We start from the raw sequence: 16,213 nt of genomic DNA, 5'->3' as shown, positions 1-16,213 counted from the left end.
CAATGGCGGTAGGCAAAGTCCGCCCTTTTTGTTAGTGTAAGCCTGCCGTCGATGCCCGGCTTGCCCGGTACTGATTTTCCCCTCTCCCTTCGGGAGAAGGTGCCCGAAGAGCCTGCCCCCGCGGAGGCGGGGGGCGGATGAGGGGCGAGCGGAGTCCATGATGGTTGAACCTTCGTGACTCCATTGCCCCTCACCCCAACCCCCGCTCCGCGCCCCGGCCCACGCCAGCAGCGTGGGCGCTCCAAGGCACGCGCGCCAGTGGCGCGCAAGCCGTGCCTTCTCGCCCCGCAGGGAGAGGGGCTTCAGTTGTTCGGCGCGATGAACCGCCCCGCGCGCGCTACCACGTCGCCGCCGTCATACGCCAGCTTGCCGTTGACCCACACCGCGTCGATGCCCTCGGCGGCGCGCACCGGGTCGTGGAAGCTGGCCATGTCGCGCACCCGCGCCGGGTCGAACAGCACCAGGTCGGCGCAGCCACCGGTACGGATGAAGCCGCGCGCGCCCAGCGCGAAGCGGCTGGCCGGCAGGCCGGTCATCTTGTGCACGGCGGTGTGCAACGGGAACAGGTTTTCGTCGCGCGCGTAGTGGCCCAGCACGCGCGGGAAGGTACCCCACAACCGCGGGTGCGGGCGCGGGTCGCGCGGCAGGCCGTCCGAGCCGATCATCGTCAGCGGGTGCAGCAGGAAGCGGCGCACGTCGGCCTCGTCCATGCAGTGGTAGACCGCGCCGGCCGGTTGCAGGCGCGTTGCCGCGTCCAGCAGCGGCACGCCCCAATCGGCGGCGATGTCGGCCAGCAGGCGCCCGCCCTGCGCCGGTTCCGGTTCGGACCAGGTGATGAGGATGTCGTAGGCGTCGGTGACCTGCTTGAGGTCCAGGGTCGAGGCGCTGGCCGCATACGGGTAGCAATCGCAGGCCACGTCCTGCGTATGCGCGGCATCGTCCAGATGGCGCAGCACCTCGCGGCTGCGGCCCCAATTGTCGATGCCGGCGCATTTGACGTGCGAGACGCGCACCGCGGCACGCGGCGCGCGCGCGGCGCCGAAGGCTTCCTCCATTGCGTCGAGGATGCCGGCGAACTCGTCGCGCAGGTGGGTGGCGTACAGGCCGCCGGCCGGCAGTTCGCGCGCCAGTTCGGCTACTTCCGCAGATGGTGCATGGAAGGCCGAGCCATAGGCCAGGCCGCTGCTCAGGCCGAGTGCGCCCTGTTGCAGGCTTTCGCGCAGCTGCGCGCGCATCGCGCCGATCTCGTCGGCGGTGGCAGCGCGGTCGAGCCGGTCCATGTGGTTCTGGCGCAGCGCGGTGTGGCCGACCAGCGCGGCCACGTTCACCGCCGGTCGCGCGGTTTCCACTGCGTGGCGGTAGCTGGCGAAGTCCGGGTAGCGGAAGTCGCCGGCGTCGCCGAGCAGGTTCATCGGGTCGGGCACCTCGCCGCGGATGCGCACCGGGCTGGCGCTGATGCCGCAGTTGCCGACCACCACGGTGGTCACGCCCTGCGACAGCTTGCTGGTCATCGCCGGTTGCCGGATCACTTCGATGTCGTCGTGGGTATGCACGTCGATGAAGCCCGGCGCGAGTGCGCGGCCGGCGGCGTCGATGACCTGCACGGCCCCGCCGTCGAGCGCGCCGACCGTGACGATGCGGCCATCGCGCACGCCGACGTCGCCGTGCGTGCCGGGCCGGTCGCTGCCGTCGAGCACCAGCGCGTTGCGGATCAGTACGTCGTACATCCGTTCAGTCGCCCAGCGGCAGGCGCGAGTCGCCGCCGCGGTAGCGGTCCAGCGCCAGCTTGATGCGGCGCAGGTGCTCGTGGTTGTCGCCGGCGCCGTTGAGCGCGGTGGTGGTGGCCAGCACGTCGATGGCCAGCATCATCGCGTAGCGCGACGCGGAAGGTTTGAACACGAAATCGGTCTCCTCGATGCTGATCGGCAGCAGCCAGTCGCTCAACGCCGCCAGCGGCGTGCCGGCGCGGGTGATGGCGCCGACGTGGGCGCCGTAGCCGCGGGCGATCTCCACCGCCGACACCATTTCCGGGGTAATGCCGCTGACCGACAGCGCCAATACAAGATCCTGCGGGCCGGTGATGGCCGCGGTCATCTTCATCACCACCGCGTCGTTGCAGGCGACGATGGGCAGGCCGAAGCGCATCAGCCGGTTCTGCATTTCCTGCGCGAACACCGTCGAGCAGCCGCCGATGCCGAACACGTGGATGCGCCGCGCCCGGCAGATGGCGTCGGCCAGTTGCTGCACCACCTCTTCGTCGAGGCCGGCCAGGTTGTGTTGCAGGCAGGTCTGGATGTCGTCGCAGATCTGCGCGAACAGCGCCGACACCGGCGGCGCGTTCTGCTGTTCCAGGAAGCGCTTGCCGACCGCGCTGGCCGAGGCCAGCCGCGCGCGCAGTTCGCGCACGTGCTCGCAGCCCAGCGCCTTGGCGAAGCGCGAGATCGCCGCGGCGCTGACCCCGGCGCGCTCGGCCAGCTCGGTCACGCCGTATTGGGCGGCGGCGTCGACGTCGGCGAGGATGGTGCTGGCGATGCGCGCCTCGACCGGGCTGAATTCGTGCTGCCGTTGGCGCAGTTCGTAGACGATGTCGAACATGGTGGGATTCTTCGGTTTCAGAGCACGGTGGCCAGGGCCATCACCAGCAGCAGCGCGGTGACGGAGATCAGGGTTTCCAGCACGGTCCAGGTCTTGAAGGTCTGGGCCACGGACATGTTGAAGTACTCCTTCACCAGCCAGAAGCCGCCGTCGTTGACGTGGGACAGCACCACCGAGCCGGCGCCGGTGGCCAGCACCAGCAGTTCGGGGTGCGGGTAGCCGGTGGCGGCGGCGATGGGCGCGACGATGCCCGAGGCGGTGGTCATCGCCACCGTCGCCGAGCCGGTGGCCACGCGCATCAGCGCGGCCATCGTCCAGCCCATCAGCAGCGGCGACAGTTCGAAGCGCTGCGACAGGTTGATGATCTCCGCGGCCACGCCGGTGTGCACGAGGATGCCGTTGAGGCCGCCACCGGCGCCGACCAGCAGGGTGATGGCGGCGGTCGGGGCCAGGCATTCCTGCGAGAACTTCAGTATCTGCTCGCGGTCGAAGCCGCGCATCAGGCCCAGGGTGACGAAGCTCAGCAGGGTGGCCAGCAGCAGCGCCACCACCGAGTGGCCGAGGAAGCGCAGGCCGTGGTTGAGCGGCGAGCCGGGCGTGGCGATCTGGTCGGCCCAGCCGCCCAGCAGCATCAGCGCCACCGGCAGCATCAAGGTGGCGATGGTGATGCCGAAGCCCGGCAGCTGTTCGTCGGGAATGCGACCGTGGCCTTCGTTCAGCAGCGCCGCCTCCATCGGGTTGTGCGCCGGCAGCTGCACCCGCGGCGCGACGACCTTCGCGAACAGTGGCCCGGCCAGCGCCGCGGTGGGCAGGCCCACCAGCAAGGCGTAGAACACGGTGCGGCCGACGTCGGCCTGGTAGGCGGTTACCGCGAGCATCGCCGCCGGGTGTGGCGGCACCAGCCCGTGCACCACCGACAGCCCGGCCACCATCGGCAGGCCCACCAGCAGCAGCGGCACGCCGGTGCGACGGGCGACGTTGAGCACGATCGGGATCAGCAGCACGAAGCCGACCTCGAAGAAGATCGGCAGGCCGATGCAGAAGGCGACCAGCATCATCGCCCAGTGCACGTTCCGGGTGCCGAAGCGGGCGATCAGCGTGCGCGCGATGCGCTCGGCGCCGCCGGACTCGGCCATCATCTTGCCGAGCATGGTACCCAGCGCCACGATCAGCGCGATATGCCCCAGCGTCTTGCCCACGCCCTGCTCGTAGGCCGGCAGGATCTCCGGCGCCGGCATGCCGGCCAGCAGCGCCAGCCCCACCGACACCACGGTGACGCTGATGAACGGGTTGAGCCGGAAGCGCGCGATCAGCACGACCAGCGCCAGGATCGACAACACCGCGTAGACCAGCAGCAGGTTCCCGTTGCTCATGTAGTAGGCAGGCTCCGTGCGCGGCTCAGAAGCAGGTGTCCACCGCGCCGACGACGCGGTGCGCGGCATCGACCACCAGCAGGTGGCGCCACTTGTCGAAGGTCAGGCAGGGGTGGGAGATGTCGAAGCACAGCAGGTCGCCCACGCGCAGGTCGTCGCCGGCGTGCACGTCGAGGAAGGCGTGCTGGTCCATCATCGCGGTGACCTGCCAGTGCGCCGGCGCTTCGGCGGGCGCCGCCGCATCGGGCCGGTAATGCAATGCCGGTACCGGGAAACCGGCGTCGAACGCGGCATCGCGCTTGCCTAGCGCGACGATCGCCTTGCCCGGTTCCGGCCGCGACTGCACGCAGGCCCACAGCCGCAGCGCCGGGCGCAGGCTTTCGCCCATGTCGCGCGCGACCGGGTTGCCTGCGTGGATGCGCGCGGCGGCCCGGCGATAGATGCCGACGTCGTGGGTGAGGTAGCAGCCGGGGCGCAGCACCACCTGTGCATCGGCATCGCCGGACAGCGCGGCGAATTCCTCGGCGACCACGTCGAACCACGCCGAGCCGGCGCCGGACAGGATCGCCGGCAATTGTGCGAAACCGCCGGCATCGCGGATCGCGCGCCACTGCGCCAGCGTGCGTTGCAACACCGCGCGCACGCCGGCCTCTTCCCTGGCCACGCCTTCATAGACTTCGACGCCGACCAGCGTGACCGCACCCGGCCAGCGCGCGATTTCCGCCAGCACCGCCTGCGCCTGCGCATCATCGCGCACGCCGGTACGACCGCCTTCGACGCCGATTTCCAGCAGCACCTTGATGCATTGCCCGCGCGCGGCGAAATACCGCCCCAGCGCGGCCACGTTGTCGGCCGAGTCGACCACGCAGGCGAACCAGAACCCGGTATCGCGCGCCTGCAGATCGGCGATCAGCTCGAAATTGCCCTTGCCGACCAACTGGTTCGCCAGCAGCACGCGGCGCACGTCATGCTCGAAGGCCGCCACTGCCTGCGGCGCGGTGGCGAGGGTGATGCCCCACGCACCGGCGTCGAGCTGCATGCGGAACAGCGCCGGGCTCATCGTGGTCTTGCCATGCGGCGCCAGCTGCACGCCGTAGGCGGCGGTGAAGCGGCGCATCCATTCCAAGTTGTGGCGCAGCGCCGGTTCCTCCAGCACCGCGACCGGCAGGCTGACGTCCTCGGCCAGGATGGACCCGCCCGCTGCGGCGATGGATGATGGCGTCCACGGGCCGCCGGCCGGCAACCCTTTGCCGGATAGCAGTCGATCCGTTTGAAAGTAATTTTCCATCGTGGACTTTCCTTGTGCGTTCCCGGGTGCTGTTTCCTCGGAAGATCACTATTTAGCACGATATGGGAATGTATGAAAATTATTTTCTTGGTAATTGGGCAGTCATCGATGGAATCCGATTCTTCCCGGTTGCCGTGGGGACAGGCGCTGTCCGCATTGTCCATGCGCATGCTTGCGGCCACGCGGGTGGTTTCCCGTACTGCAGCGCATGCATCCCGCTGTCATCCATCAGCGATGCAATGACGCATCACCACGCCCACGGGACAACCCGCGGTCACGGCGATGACATGCGCCTCCGGATTGTGCGTTCGCAACATGACCGCAACAGGTCCCGCTCAGCCAACGGGGGTATCATCCTGCGTCCCGCTCTTGCCCATTCAGCCCCCTGACGTCGATGTCCAAAGAAGATTTCAAACAGGCCGCCCTCGATTACCACCGCATGTCGCCGCCGGGCAAGATCCGGGTCGCCGCGACCAAGCCGATGCTGACCCAGCGCGACCTGTCGCTGGCGTACTCGCCGGGCGTGGCCTATGCCTGTCAGGCGATCCAGGACGACCCGCAGCAGGCCAGCGAGCTGACCGCGCGCGGCAACCTCGTCGCGGTGATCTCCAACGGCACCGCGGTGCTGGGCCTGGGCAACATCGGCCCGCTGGCCGGGAAACCCGTCATGGAAGGCAAGGGCGTGCTGTTCCAGAAGTTCGCCGGCATCGACGTGTTCGACATCGAGATCGACGAGAACGACCCGGACAAGCTGATCGACATCATCGCCTCGCTGGAGCCGACCTTCGGCGGCATCAACCTGGAGGACATCAAGGCGCCGGAATGCTTCGTGGTCGAGCGCAAGCTGCGCGAGCGCATGAACATCCCGGTGTTCCACGACGACCAGCACGGCACCGCGATCATCGTCGGCGCGGCGATCCTCAACGCGCTGGACATCACCGGCAAGAAGATCGAAGAGGTCAAGGTCGCCACCACCGGCATGGGCGCGGCCGGCATTTCCTGCGTGAACATGCTGGTGTCGCTGGGGGTGAAGCCGGAGAACGTGCTGGCCTTCGACCGCGACGGCGTGATCCACACCGGCCGCCCGGGGCTGGACCCGGAGAAGGCGCGCTACGCGCGCGACACCGACAAGCGCACTCTGGCCGAGGTCGTCGAGGGCGCGGACATCTTCCTCGGCCTGTCGGCGCCGGGCATCCTCAGCGCCGACATGGTGCGGAGCATGGCCCGCGACCCGGTGATCTTCGCGTTGGCCAACCCGACCCCGGAAATCATGCCGGAGGAGGCGCGCGCCGCGCGCGCCGACGCGATCATCGGCACCGGCCGCTCGGACTACCCGAACCAGGTCAACAACGCGCTGTGCTTCCCGTACCTGTTCCGCGGCGCGCTGGACGTGGGCGCGACCATCATCAACGAGGAAATGAAGATCGCCTGCGTGCGCGCGATCGCCGCGCTGGCGCGCAAGGAGGCTTCCGACCTCGGCGCGGCCTATGGTGGCGAGACGCCGAGCTTCGGCCGCGACTACCTGATCCCGCGCCCGTTCGACCGCCGCCTGCTGGTGGAGTTGTCCTCGGCCGTCGCCCAGGCGGCGATGGACTCGGGCGTGGCCACCCGGCCGATCGCCGACATGGCTGCCTACCGGCAGAAGCTGGCGCAGTTCGTCTACCGCACCAGCCTGTTGATGAAGCCGGTGCACGACCAGGCGCGCGCGGACAAGCAGCGCGTGGCCTATGCCGAGGGCGAGGAAGAGGTGGTGCTGCGCGCGGTGCAGAACGTGATCGACGAAGGCGTGGCCTTCCCGATCCTGATCGGCCGCCCGGACGTGATCGAGGCGCGCATCGAGCGCATGGGCCTGCGCATGAAGCCGGGCGTCGACTTCGAGATCACCAACATCAACGACGACCCGCGCTTCAACGACTACTGGCAGTACTACCACGGCCTGACCGGTCGCAAGGGCGTCACCGTGGCCGCGGCCAAGAACCTGCTGCGCTCGCGACCGACCCTGATCGCCGCGGTGATGGTCGCCCGCGGCGAGGCCGACGCCATGCTCAGCGGCGTGGTCGGCCGCTTCCACAAGAAGCTGGGCTACGTGCGCAGCGTGATCCCGCTGGAGCCGCGGGTCAGCTCGACCTCGGCGATGACCGGCGTGATCAACTCGCAGGGCGTGTTCTTCTTCGTCGATACCCACGTGCAGGAAGACCCCAGCGTCGAGCAGATCGTCGAGTCCACGCTGCAGGCGGCCTACCGCATGAAGCTGTTCGGCATCGAGCCGAAGGTGGCGCTGCTGTCGCACTCCAACTTCGGCAGCCATGATTCCAGGGATGCGTTGAAGATGCGGCAGGTGCGCGAGCAGTTGCTCAAGCGCAACCCGCGGCTGAACGTGGACGGCGAAATGCAGGGCGACACCGCCTGGGACGAGGCGCTGCGCGAGAAGCTGCTGCCCGACAGCAGCCTCAAGGGCCGCGCCAACCTGTTCGTGCTGCCGAACCTGGAGGCGGCCAACATCGCCTACAACCTGGTGCGCGTGTTCACCGACGGCGTGGCGATCGGCCCGATCCTGATGGGCACCTCCAAGCCGGTGCACATCCTGACCAACAGCGCCAGCGCCCGCCGCATCCTCAACATGACCGCCATCGCCGCGGTCGATGCGCAGATCCGCAAGCAGATGGAAGCCGAACGCGGCAGCTGAGCGGGTAGAGGCGATCGCAATGACAGGGCCGGCCGATGCCGGCCTTGTCGTTTCCGGCCGGGTGCCCAACCGCCCGGCGACGGGCCGTTCCGCTGTGACGCGGGGCAACCGCGGCTGCACGTAGCGGCGGCATATTGCCGGCGCCGGCGCTGCTAGAATTGCCCGGTCCCGATTTTCCGTGTGAATGACGCCATGAGCCATACCGCCACCGCGCCCGCCAATGCCGAGAAGCGTTACGACGTGCACCGCGCCGACCTGCCGTTGAGCTGCCCGACGCCGGAAATGGCCCTGTGGAACTCGCACCCGCGCGTCTACCTGCCGATCGAGGACGAGCCCAGCGGCGAAGCCGCCTGCCCGTACTGCGGCGCGGTGTACGTGCTGGTCGACTGAGCGCGACGATGCGCCGCCTGACCGTGGTGCAGTTGCTGCCGGCACTGCACTCCGGCGGCGTCGAGCGTTCCACCCTCGAAATCGCCCAAGCGCTGGTGGCGGCCGGCCACCGCGCCATCGTCGTTTCCGCCGGCGGCCGCCTGGTCCAGCCGTTGCTGGACAGCGGCGCCGAGCACCTGGCGCTGGACATCGGCCGCAAATCCCTGCTGACCTTGCGGCACGTGGCGTCGCTGCGGCGGCTGTTCGCCGAAACCGGCGCCGACATCGTGCACGCGCGCTCGCGGCTGCCGGCGTGGCTGGGCTGGCATGCGCTGCGTGGGTTGCCGCAGGCACGGCGGCCGCACTGGGTGACGACCATGCACGGCTTGAATTCGCCGGGCCGCTACAGTGCCATCATGGCCAGCGGCGAGCGGGTGATCTGCGTGTCGCGGACGGTGCGCGACTACCTGCTCGGCCATTACCCGGATACCGCGCCGGAACGCCTGCGGGTGATCCCGCGAGGGGTGGATGCGGCGCAGTTCCCGCACGTGGCGCGCAGCGATCGCCGGCCGCGGCTGGCGGTGGCCGAACGGCATCCGCAACTGGCCGGTGATGGGCCGCTGCTGCTGCTGCCGGGCCGCGGCACGCGCCTGAAGGGCCATGCCCATGCATTGCAGTTGCTGGCGCGGTTGCATGCCGACGGCCTGCCGGCGCGGCTGTGGATGCCCGGTGCACGCGAGCCGGGGCGCGAGGCCTACGTGCGCGAACTCGAACGGCAGGCCGCGACGCTGGGCATCGGCGCGGCGCTGGCGATCACCGAGCCCACCGCGCGCATCGCCCAGGCCTATGCGGCCAGCGACCTGGTACTGCAACTGTCCGACAAGCCCGAGGCCTTCGGTCGCACCGTACTGGAGGCACTGTGCGTCGGTCGCCCGGTGCTGGGCTGGAACCGCGGCGGTGTCGGCGAGCTGCTGGCGCAATTGCAGCCTTCCGGCGCGGTGATGCAGGGCGACATGGCCGCCCTGGTGCAACGGGCGAAGGAACTGCTGCAATCGCCCCCGGCGCTGCCCGGCCGGATTCCCTTTACCCTGCAGGCGATGCAACGCGCCACCCTGGATGTTTATGGCGAACTTGCCGGCTGACTCGACTTCCCGCATTTCCGCGCCGCTTGCCGGGTGCTGGGCGCCGGCATGGGTGCTGGCTTTCGTCGCGCTGTGGCCGCTGCCGGGCATTGCCGAGGCGGTGCTGGTACTGGCGGCGCTGTTCGCGGTGGTGCGGTTGCTGCAGCCGCGCATGCGTGGCGCCGTTGGCGCGACGCTGGGCGTGCCGGCCTGGGCGCTGACCAGCGTACTGTTCCTTGCCTACTGGTTGCCGCAGTTGTTGTCCGCGCTGGATGCGCAGGAGCCGGGGCGGACGCTGGGCAAGGTGGCCGGCGGGCTGCGCTACCTGCCGTTCATGGGGCTGGTGGCGATCGCGGTGGCCGACGATGCGCGACGGCACGTGACCTTTGCCGGCCTGGCGGTGATCGCAGGCATCTGGTCGCTGGATGCGCTGTTGCAGGCCCTGTTTTCAACCAGCCCGCTGTTCTGGTCGCTGGACCAGCTCAAGCAGTTGCTGTCAGGCCATGCGCTGTGCCTGCCGCAGGACATGATCGGCTCCGGCCGCGTCAATGGCGTGTTCGGCGCCTGCAATCCCAAGCTGGGGCAGGTGCTGGCGAGCCTGTCGCCGTTCCTGTTGCTGCTGGCGGGCCAGCGCTGGGGGCGGATCGGCTGGGCGGCGGCCGCCATGTTTGCCGGCGTCGCGATACTGCTGGCCGGTTCGCGTGCCTCGTGGATCACCTATGCGCTGGTGTTGCTGTTCACCGGCTGGCGCCTGCTGGGCGCGCGCTGGATGGCGCTGGCGGTGCTGGCCGCCGTGCTGGGCGTGGCGGCATTGGGAACGGGGTCGACGCAGGTGCGCGAGCGCATCGCCGCGACCCTGCCCGCGCTGAGCGGCAAGGCCGCCGACATCAACACCGCCCTGGCCGGGCGCGGCCGTATCTGGAGCGGTGCGCTGTGCATGGTGCGCGAACATCCGGTCAATGGCGTGGGCGTGCGCGGCTTCCGCAATGCCTGGCCGGAGTGCGATCCGACCCACGGCCAGGGAACCGAATGGGGCGATGGCCCGGCGCTGCATGCGCATCAGCTGGTGCTGGAAATCCTCAGCGAAACCGGCCTGCTGGGCCTGTTGCTGTGGCTGATGGGCGCGGCGATGGCATGGCGCGCCTGGCGCTATGCCGACGCTGCGGCGCGCGAGCGCGCGCGTCCGGCGGCATTGGCGTTGCTGGTCACGGTGTTCCCGTTCAACACCCACCTGGCTTTCCACTCGGCGTTCTGGGGCAGCGTGTTGTTGCTGCTGGCGGCGTTGTATGCGGGTGCGCTGACGGCGAGGAACGAGTGAAGCACGGACGCGGAGGCAGGCATGGAAACGATGCTTACCGGTTTCCGTTTCCCTCTTTCGCATAGAACGTGCTGCGTCCCTCCGGTTGGCGCTTGAAGCGCCGGTGGATCCACAGGTATTGCGCGGGGGCCTCGCGCACCATGTCCTCGATGGCGGCGTTGACGCGGGCGGTATCGGCCACGGCGTCGTCGCTGGGGAAATCCGCCAGTGGCGGTGCGATCCTCAGCACGTAACGGTCGCCTTCGCGGCGGTGGAAATACGGCACCACCGCGCAGCCGGTCAGGCGCGCGAGCTGGTGGGTGGCGGTGATGGTGGAGGCGGGCATGCCGAAGAACGGCACGAACACCGATTCCTTGCCGCGCATGTCCTGATCCGGCGCGTACCACAGCAGGCCGCCTTTCTTGAGGTGGCGCACGCTGGCGCGGATGTCCTCGTTGGCGAACATCGCGCAGGCATAGCGCAGGCGCCCGCGCTTCACCGCCCACTCGGTCACCGGATTGCGGTAGCGGCGGTACATGCCGGCCAGCGGCACGTGGTCGCACAGCAGGCGCCCGCACATTTCCAGCGTCATGAAGTGGCCGGAGACCAGCAGCACGCCGCGTCCCTCGGCCTGCAGGGCCTGCAGGTGCTCCAATCCTTCCAGTCGCACCCGCGGGCGGATCGTGTCGATGCTGCCCCACCAGGCGCGGGCGAACTCGAAGATGCCCACGCCCAGCGCATCGAAGCTGTCGCGCAGCAGCCGTTGCCGCCAGGCTTCATCCTGTTCCGGGAAACACAGCCTCAGGTTCACTTCCGCCGCCCGCCGCCGGGTGCGTGCCAGGTGCAGGGCAAGCCAACCGATGCCGCGGCCGAGCGCACGCTGCAGCATCCACGGCAGGCGCGCGACCAACATCGCGACGCCGAGCCCGGCGAAGCTTGGCCAATGACGTGGCTGCCAGGGCGAGGGCCGGGTGGCGGTGGTGGGGGAATCGGACATGGGTGAAGTTTAGAGGAGTGAGCGAGGAGGCGTGCGGGTGGGGGGACGGCCAAAGAGTCTGCGTCCGGGCTTTCCCCACCCCTTACTCCTTTCCACTCGCTCCTGCCCGTATCCTTGGCGGCATGCGCAAGGACTTCATCGAAACTTTGTTGCGCGGCCTGTACTCGGCCGTGCTTTACCTGCTGCTGCCGATCACGGTGTACCACCTGATCTGGCGCGGTTTCCGCGTACGCGAGTATTTCAGGCGCTGGGACGAGCGCTACGCCTCCTATCCGCAGAGTGCGGGGGAGCCGCGGGTGTGGCTGCACGCGGTGTCGGTGGGCGAGGTCAATGCCGCCGCGCCGCTGGTCAATGCGCTGCGCGAGCGTCACCCGGACATCCGCTGGATCATCACCACCATCACCCCGACCGGTTCGCAGCGGGTGCGGGCGTTGTGGGGCGAGGCGGTGGAGCACGTCTACCTGCCTTATGACGTGCCCGACAGCGTCAACCGCTTTCTGGGGCATTTCAAACCGAGCCTGGCGCTGATCCTGGAAACCGAGTTGTGGCCGAACCTGCTGTTCGGCTGCCGCGACCGCGGCATCCCGCTCTACATCCTCAATGCGCGGCTGTCGGCGCGGTCGTTGAAGGGATATCGTCTCCTGCGTCCGCTGATCGCGCGTGCCCTGCATGGCGTGACCTGCGTGGCGGCACAGTCGCGGGAAGATGCGCGGCGCTTCATCGCACTGGGCGCGCGGGCGGAACAGGTGCGTGCGCTGGGCAACCTGAAGTTCGAGATCCATCCGCCGGACCCGACGGCGGTGCTGCAGGCGTTCCGTGCGCATGTGCCGTCTTCGCGCAAGGTGTGGATCGCCGCCAGCACCCACGAGGGCGAGGAGCAGGCGGTGGTCGACATCCATGCGCGGGTTTTGGCGCAGCATCCGGATGCGCTGCTGCTGTGGGCGCCGCGGCACCCGGAGCGCTTCGCCAGGGCGGAGGCGCTGGCGCGCGAGCAGGGCTGGCACGTGGCCACGCGTGGCGCGCAGCAGTGGCCAACGGCCGATGCCCGGGTATTCGTGATCGACACGCTGGGCGAGCTGATGCAGTTCTACGCCTGCGCGCAGGTGGCGTTCGTCGGTGGCAGCCTGCAGGCCATCGGCGGGCACAACCTGCTGGAACCGGCGGCGATGGGCACGGCGGTGGTCACCGGGCCGCACCTGCACAACTTCTCCGAGATCTCGCGGCGCATGAACGAGGCCGGCGCATTGCGCGTCCTGCCCGACGCCGATGGCGTGGCCGGCGAGGTGCTGCAGTTGCTGGATGACGCGGCCGCGCGCGAGCGCATGGTCGAGGCCGGGCAGCAACTGGTCACCAATGGCCGTGGCGCGCTGGAGCGGACGCTGGCGTTGATCGAGCCGCGCCTGCCGTAGTGCCGGCCGGCGGCCGGCAATCGCAAGGTGTCGGGTGATGCGAGGTTGCCGGCCAGCGGCCGGCACTACCGCATCATCGGAAACGAAGAAGGCGGGCATCGTGCCCGCCTTCCCTTCGTTGCATGGATGCGCGCTTACTGGGCGCTGCCGTCCGGTTCCAGCCGCGCCTCGGCGTTCTGGGTGAGCAGGCGGTTGATGTCCTGCACTTCGTCGATTTCCAGATCGCCCACGGCCTGGCTCAGCTGCAGGCGGCTGAGCAGGTAGTTGTAGCGCGACTGCGCGTAGTACAGCTGCGCCTGGAACAGGGTGCGCTGGTTCTGCACCACGTCCAGCACGGTGCGGGTGCCGACTTCCAGGCCCACCTGCGAGGCATCGTAGGCGCTCTGTGCGGAAACCACCGCCAGGCGACGCGCTTCCACTTCGCTGACGCCGGCCACCAGCGTCTGGTAGGCGTTGCGGGTGTTGCGGTCCAGCGCGCGCTTCTGCTGCTCGTAGGTGTCTTGGGTGATGTCGCGCTGGGCCAGTGCCTGCCGCACCTGCGACTGGGTGGCGCCGCCGGCGAAGATCGGCACGTTCAGGGTCAGGCCGATGCTGTTGCTGCGCGCATCCGGGCTCAGCGAACCACTGCCGACGCTGTCGCCCCAGGTCGCGCTCTTGCCCCAGCTGCCGCCCAGCGACAGGGTCGGGTAGTGGCCGCCGCGGGCGGCCGAGACGCTGGCCTCGGCGGCGCTGACCTGCAGTTCCTGCGCCTTCAGCGCCGGGTTGCGGGTGATGGCGTCGGCGACCAGCTGGTCGACGTTGGCGCGGTTGGCCGGCAGTTCCGGGCGGAAATCCTCCGGCAGGCCGCGCATGTCGCGCACCGGCTGGCCGGTCAGTTCGGTCAGGGCCTGGTAGGCGTCTTCCAGCGCGTTGCGGGCCAGGATGGTGTCGGCGCGGGCCTGGTCGTACTGGGCGCGCGCTTCGTGCACGTCGGTGATCGGAGCCAGGCCCACTTCCAGGCGCTTGTCGGCGTAGTCGAACTGCTTCTTGGCGGCCGCCTCGTTGGTCTGTGCGGCGCTGAGCGATTCGATCGCCACCAGCACGTTGAAGTAGGTGGTGGCGGTGCGCACGATCAGCTCGTCGTTGGCCGAGTCGAGGGTGAAGTCCGCGGCCTTGCTGACGTCACGCTGCGCGCGCAGGTTGGCGAACTGGCTCCAGTTGAACAGCGTCTGGCTGCCCTGGATGCTGTAGTTGCGGCGGCGCGATTCGACCGAACCGGTGTTCCGGGAGTGGTCGGCCTCGGCGCGGGAACGGGTCAGCGAGGCTTCGCCGTTGAGCGAGGGCAGCAGCGCGGCGCGCGCCTGCACCTGGCCTTCCTTGGTGTACAGCCGGTTGGATTCGGCCGCGGACAGCTGCGGGTCGCCGTTGCGGGCCATTTCGTAGACCTGCATCAGGTCGGCGGCGTTGGCGGCCTGGGGGGCAAGGGCGACAGCCAGCGCAAGGGCGAGGGATCGGCGGATCATTGCGGCTTCCTTGGGTGTGCTTCAGAGGTGGAACTGCGGGGCCGGGGCGGCGCCGCGCAGGTAGTCGATGTCGGTTTCGAACAGGGATTCGATGCTGCCGTCGGCCTTGGCCAGCACCGCCTCCATCACCGGCGAGTGGCCGCGCACCACGAACAGGCGGCCGCCGGGGCGCAGCCACTGCAGCCACTGCGCCGGCAGCGTGTCCACCGCGGCGGTGACGCAGATGGCGTCGAACTGGCGCGGGTTCTGCCACTGCAGGGCGTCGGCCACCTCGATGCGCACGTTGGTGCCGAGCCGGGCGGCGTCGAGGTTGCGGCGGGCGCCTTCGGCCAGCTCCGGCTGGATTTCCAGGCTCAGCACTTCGCGCGCCAGTTCGCCCAGGCAGGCGCTGACGAAGCCGCTGCCGCTGCCGATTTCCAGCACTTCGTCGCCCGGCTGCAGGTCCAGCGCCTGCAGCATGCGGCCTTCGACCACCGGCTTCATCATTTTCTGGCCGTGGCCCAGCGGCAGCTCGATGTCGGCATAGGCCAGTGCCTTGTGCGACTCGGCGACGAAGGCCTCGCGCGGCAGCCGCGCCAGCACGTCCAGCACGCGCAGATCCAGCACGTCCCAGGGACGTACCTGCTGCTCGACCATCATTTCGCGGGCGTGGGAGTAATCGATCGTCATGGGTTCTCGTCGTTCGGGCGCGGTGGGCCGGCCATTTTAGCCGCTGGCGCAGGCGCTGCGGGGCAAGCATCGCCGTGGCCCCGCCGGCCCCGCAGTGCCGGAAGTCATCGGGACCTCCGGTTCGTTCAGGTTACGGGCGGGGAACATAGGCACGGATGAAGAAATCGACGCTGGCGGCGATGTGGGCGTCGGTGTCGTGCTGTTCCGGCGTGCGGCACAGCCCGCACATCATGTGGGTGTGCAGTTCGCCCTTGATCAGGCAGAAGAACTGGCGCGCGGCCCGCTGCAGGTCGCCGATGGCCAGCTCGCCGCGGGCCACGCGGGCGCCGAGGAACTCGGCCAGCGCGGACGTGGTGCGCTGCGGGCCGGCCTGCCAGAACATCTGGCGGATGCGGTCGTCGGTGTCCGGGGTCAGCATCATGCGCTGGGTGGCGATGGCCGCGTCGCTGCCGATCAGGGCGAAGAAGGCATGGCCGATGCCCAGCAGTTGGTCGCGCAACGGGCCTTCGCTGTCGGTGACGAACAGCTCGTCGGGCATCATTTCCGCGCACTTGGCCTGGATGGCCTCGGTGAACAGTGTTTCCTTGTCGCCGAAGTGGCTGTACACGGTGAGCTTGGAGACGCCGGCGCGGGCGGCGATGCCGTCCATGCTCACGCCGTTGAAGCCCAGTTCGATGAACATCTCCTTGGCCGCGTCCAGGATCGCGGCACGCTTGCCCAGGTCCTTGGGGCGGCCGGGGCCGGCGCCACGCGTGGTGGCCTTTGCGGCAGGGGAGGTGGAGTGCTGCGAAGACATGGTGGCAATACTAGACCAATCAGTTCGATATTTATACCATACCGGGGCGTTCAATAATGATGGCTGACGCCATCCCCCTCCCTCCAACCGACCCCCGCCCATGAAAACTTA

At 69.1% G+C, this 16,213-nt stretch carries 13 protein-coding genes; 5 read left to right on the top strand and 8 right to left on the bottom strand.

The window, feature by feature from the left end:
- Window positions 1–302 precede the first annotated feature (302 nt).
- The 4 genes from ABB34_RS13705 to ABB34_RS13690 are packed head-to-tail and all read right to left on the bottom strand — an operon-like array spanning window position 303 to window position 5,256.
- A complete protein-coding gene (locus tag ABB34_RS13705; protein WP_057641937.1) occupies window positions 303–1,727 on the bottom strand; it encodes an N-acyl-D-amino-acid deacylase family protein in 1,425 nt (474 codons plus the stop codon).
- Between the two features lie 4 nt (window positions 1,728–1,731).
- Window positions 1,732–2,595: a MurR/RpiR family transcriptional regulator gene (locus ABB34_RS13700; RefSeq protein ID WP_057641936.1), complete on the bottom strand. Its 864-nt coding sequence runs from the start codon at window positions 2,593–2,595 to the stop codon at window positions 1,732–1,734.
- Window positions 2,596–2,612: 17 nt separating this feature from the next.
- Window positions 2,613–3,968 carry a GntT/GntP/DsdX family permease gene (locus tag ABB34_RS13695; RefSeq protein ID WP_057641935.1) on the bottom strand — a complete coding sequence of 452 codons (1,356 nt, stop codon included), beginning with the start codon at window positions 3,966–3,968 and terminating at the stop codon, window positions 2,613–2,615.
- Window positions 3,969–3,993: 25 nt separating this feature from the next.
- Complete coding sequence (locus ABB34_RS13690) at window positions 3,994–5,256, bottom strand: amino acid deaminase (RefSeq protein WP_057641934.1); 1,263 nt, start codon at window positions 5,254–5,256, stop codon at window positions 3,994–3,996.
- Window positions 5,257–5,650: 394 nt separating this feature from the next.
- Here ABB34_RS13690 and ABB34_RS13685 point away from each other — a divergent pair, with 394 nt between their 5' ends.
- From ABB34_RS13685 to ABB34_RS13670, 4 genes are all read left to right on the top strand, one after another.
- Window positions 5,651–7,942: an NADP-dependent malic enzyme gene (locus tag ABB34_RS13685; RefSeq protein WP_057641933.1), complete on the top strand. Its 2,292-nt coding sequence runs from the start codon at window positions 5,651–5,653 to the stop codon at window positions 7,940–7,942.
- A gap of 192 nt (window positions 7,943–8,134) precedes the next feature.
- Window positions 8,135–8,332, top strand: coding sequence for a zinc-finger domain-containing protein (locus ABB34_RS13680; RefSeq protein ID WP_057641932.1), 198 nt, complete (start codon window positions 8,135–8,137; stop codon window positions 8,330–8,332).
- 8 nt (window positions 8,333–8,340) lie between these two features.
- Complete coding sequence (locus tag ABB34_RS13675) at window positions 8,341–9,453, top strand: glycosyltransferase (RefSeq protein WP_057641931.1); 1,113 nt, start codon at window positions 8,341–8,343, stop codon at window positions 9,451–9,453.
- Window positions 9,434–10,750 carry an O-antigen ligase family protein gene (locus ABB34_RS13670; protein ID WP_057641930.1) on the top strand — a complete coding sequence of 439 codons (1,317 nt, stop codon included), beginning with the start codon at window positions 9,434–9,436 and terminating at the stop codon, window positions 10,748–10,750. Before ABB34_RS13675 ends, ABB34_RS13670 begins: the two co-directional genes overlap by 20 nt.
- A 34-nt stretch (window positions 10,751–10,784) precedes the next feature.
- On the opposite strand, the gene ABB34_RS13665 is transcribed toward ABB34_RS13670, so the two are convergent.
- Complete coding sequence (locus ABB34_RS13665; protein WP_057641929.1) at window positions 10,785–11,726, bottom strand: LpxL/LpxP family Kdo(2)-lipid IV(A) lauroyl/palmitoleoyl acyltransferase; 942 nt, start codon at window positions 11,724–11,726, stop codon at window positions 10,785–10,787.
- Between the two features lie 122 nt (window positions 11,727–11,848).
- Between ABB34_RS13665 and waaA the strand changes: the two genes are divergently transcribed.
- A complete protein-coding gene (gene waaA / locus ABB34_RS13660; RefSeq protein WP_057641928.1) occupies window positions 11,849–13,135 on the top strand; it encodes a lipid IV(A) 3-deoxy-D-manno-octulosonic acid transferase in 1,287 nt (428 codons plus the stop codon).
- Between the two features lie 134 nt (window positions 13,136–13,269).
- On the opposite strand, the gene ABB34_RS13655 is transcribed toward waaA, so the two are convergent.
- The 3 genes from ABB34_RS13655 to ABB34_RS13645 form a co-directional block, all read right to left on the bottom strand.
- Complete coding sequence (locus ABB34_RS13655; RefSeq protein WP_057641927.1) at window positions 13,270–14,637, bottom strand: TolC family outer membrane protein; 1,368 nt, start codon at window positions 14,635–14,637, stop codon at window positions 13,270–13,272.
- 21 nt (window positions 14,638–14,658) lie between these two features.
- Window positions 14,659–15,306: a protein-L-isoaspartate O-methyltransferase family protein gene (locus tag ABB34_RS13650; RefSeq protein ID WP_057641926.1), complete on the bottom strand. Its 648-nt coding sequence runs from the start codon at window positions 15,304–15,306 to the stop codon at window positions 14,659–14,661.
- A gap of 130 nt (window positions 15,307–15,436) precedes the next feature.
- Window positions 15,437–16,102 (bottom strand): TetR/AcrR family transcriptional regulator, encoded by a 666-nt coding sequence (locus ABB34_RS13645; RefSeq protein ID WP_057641925.1) that lies wholly within the window; start codon window positions 16,100–16,102, stop codon window positions 15,437–15,439.
- Between the last annotated feature and the right edge of the window lie 111 nt (window positions 16,103–16,213).

Origin of the sequence: Stenotrophomonas daejeonensis (genome assembly GCF_001431505.1) — a bacterium.
GTDB classification, from domain to species: Bacteria; Pseudomonadota; Gammaproteobacteria; order Xanthomonadales; family Xanthomonadaceae; genus Stenotrophomonas; species Stenotrophomonas daejeonensis.
The sequence above is the reverse complement of the archived record's forward strand: the minus strand, read 5'-3'. Positions and strand labels throughout refer to the sequence as shown.

What these genes read in the sequence shown, in the direction of transcription:
- ABB34_RS13655 (WP_057641927.1), bottom strand. Translation starts at nt 14,637, where the DNA reads ATGATCCGCCGATCCCTCGCCCTTGCGCTGGCTGTCGCCCTTGCCCCC.
- waaA (WP_057641928.1), top strand. Translation starts at nt 11,849, where the DNA reads ATGCGCAAGGACTTCATCGAAACTTTGTTGCGCGGCCTGTACTCGGCC.
- ABB34_RS13700 (WP_057641936.1), bottom strand. Translation starts at nt 2,595, where the DNA reads ATGTTCGACATCGTCTACGAACTGCGCCAACGGCAGCACGAATTCAGC.
- ABB34_RS13665 (WP_057641929.1), bottom strand. Translation starts at nt 11,726, where the DNA reads ATGTCCGATTCCCCCACCACCGCCACCCGGCCCTCGCCCTGGCAGCCA.
- ABB34_RS13690 (WP_057641934.1), bottom strand. Translation starts at nt 5,256, where the DNA reads ATGGAAAATTACTTTCAAACGGATCGACTGCTATCCGGCAAAGGGTTG.
- ABB34_RS13685 (WP_057641933.1), top strand. Translation starts at nt 5,651, where the DNA reads ATGTCCAAAGAAGATTTCAAACAGGCCGCCCTCGATTACCACCGCATG.
- ABB34_RS13645 (WP_057641925.1), bottom strand. Translation starts at nt 16,102, where the DNA reads ATGTCTTCGCAGCACTCCACCTCCCCTGCCGCAAAGGCCACCACGCGT.
- ABB34_RS13680 (WP_057641932.1), top strand. Translation starts at nt 8,135, where the DNA reads ATGAGCCATACCGCCACCGCGCCCGCCAATGCCGAGAAGCGTTACGAC.
- ABB34_RS13705 (WP_057641937.1), bottom strand. Translation starts at nt 1,727, where the DNA reads ATGTACGACGTACTGATCCGCAACGCGCTGGTGCTCGACGGCAGCGAC.
- ABB34_RS13695 (WP_057641935.1), bottom strand. Translation starts at nt 3,968, where the DNA reads ATGAGCAACGGGAACCTGCTGCTGGTCTACGCGGTGTTGTCGATCCTG.
- ABB34_RS13675 (WP_057641931.1), top strand. Translation starts at nt 8,341, where the DNA reads ATGCGCCGCCTGACCGTGGTGCAGTTGCTGCCGGCACTGCACTCCGGC.
- ABB34_RS13650 (WP_057641926.1), bottom strand. Translation starts at nt 15,306, where the DNA reads ATGACGATCGATTACTCCCACGCCCGCGAAATGATGGTCGAGCAGCAG.
- ABB34_RS13670 (WP_057641930.1), top strand. Translation starts at nt 9,434, where the DNA reads ATGGCGAACTTGCCGGCTGACTCGACTTCCCGCATTTCCGCGCCGCTT.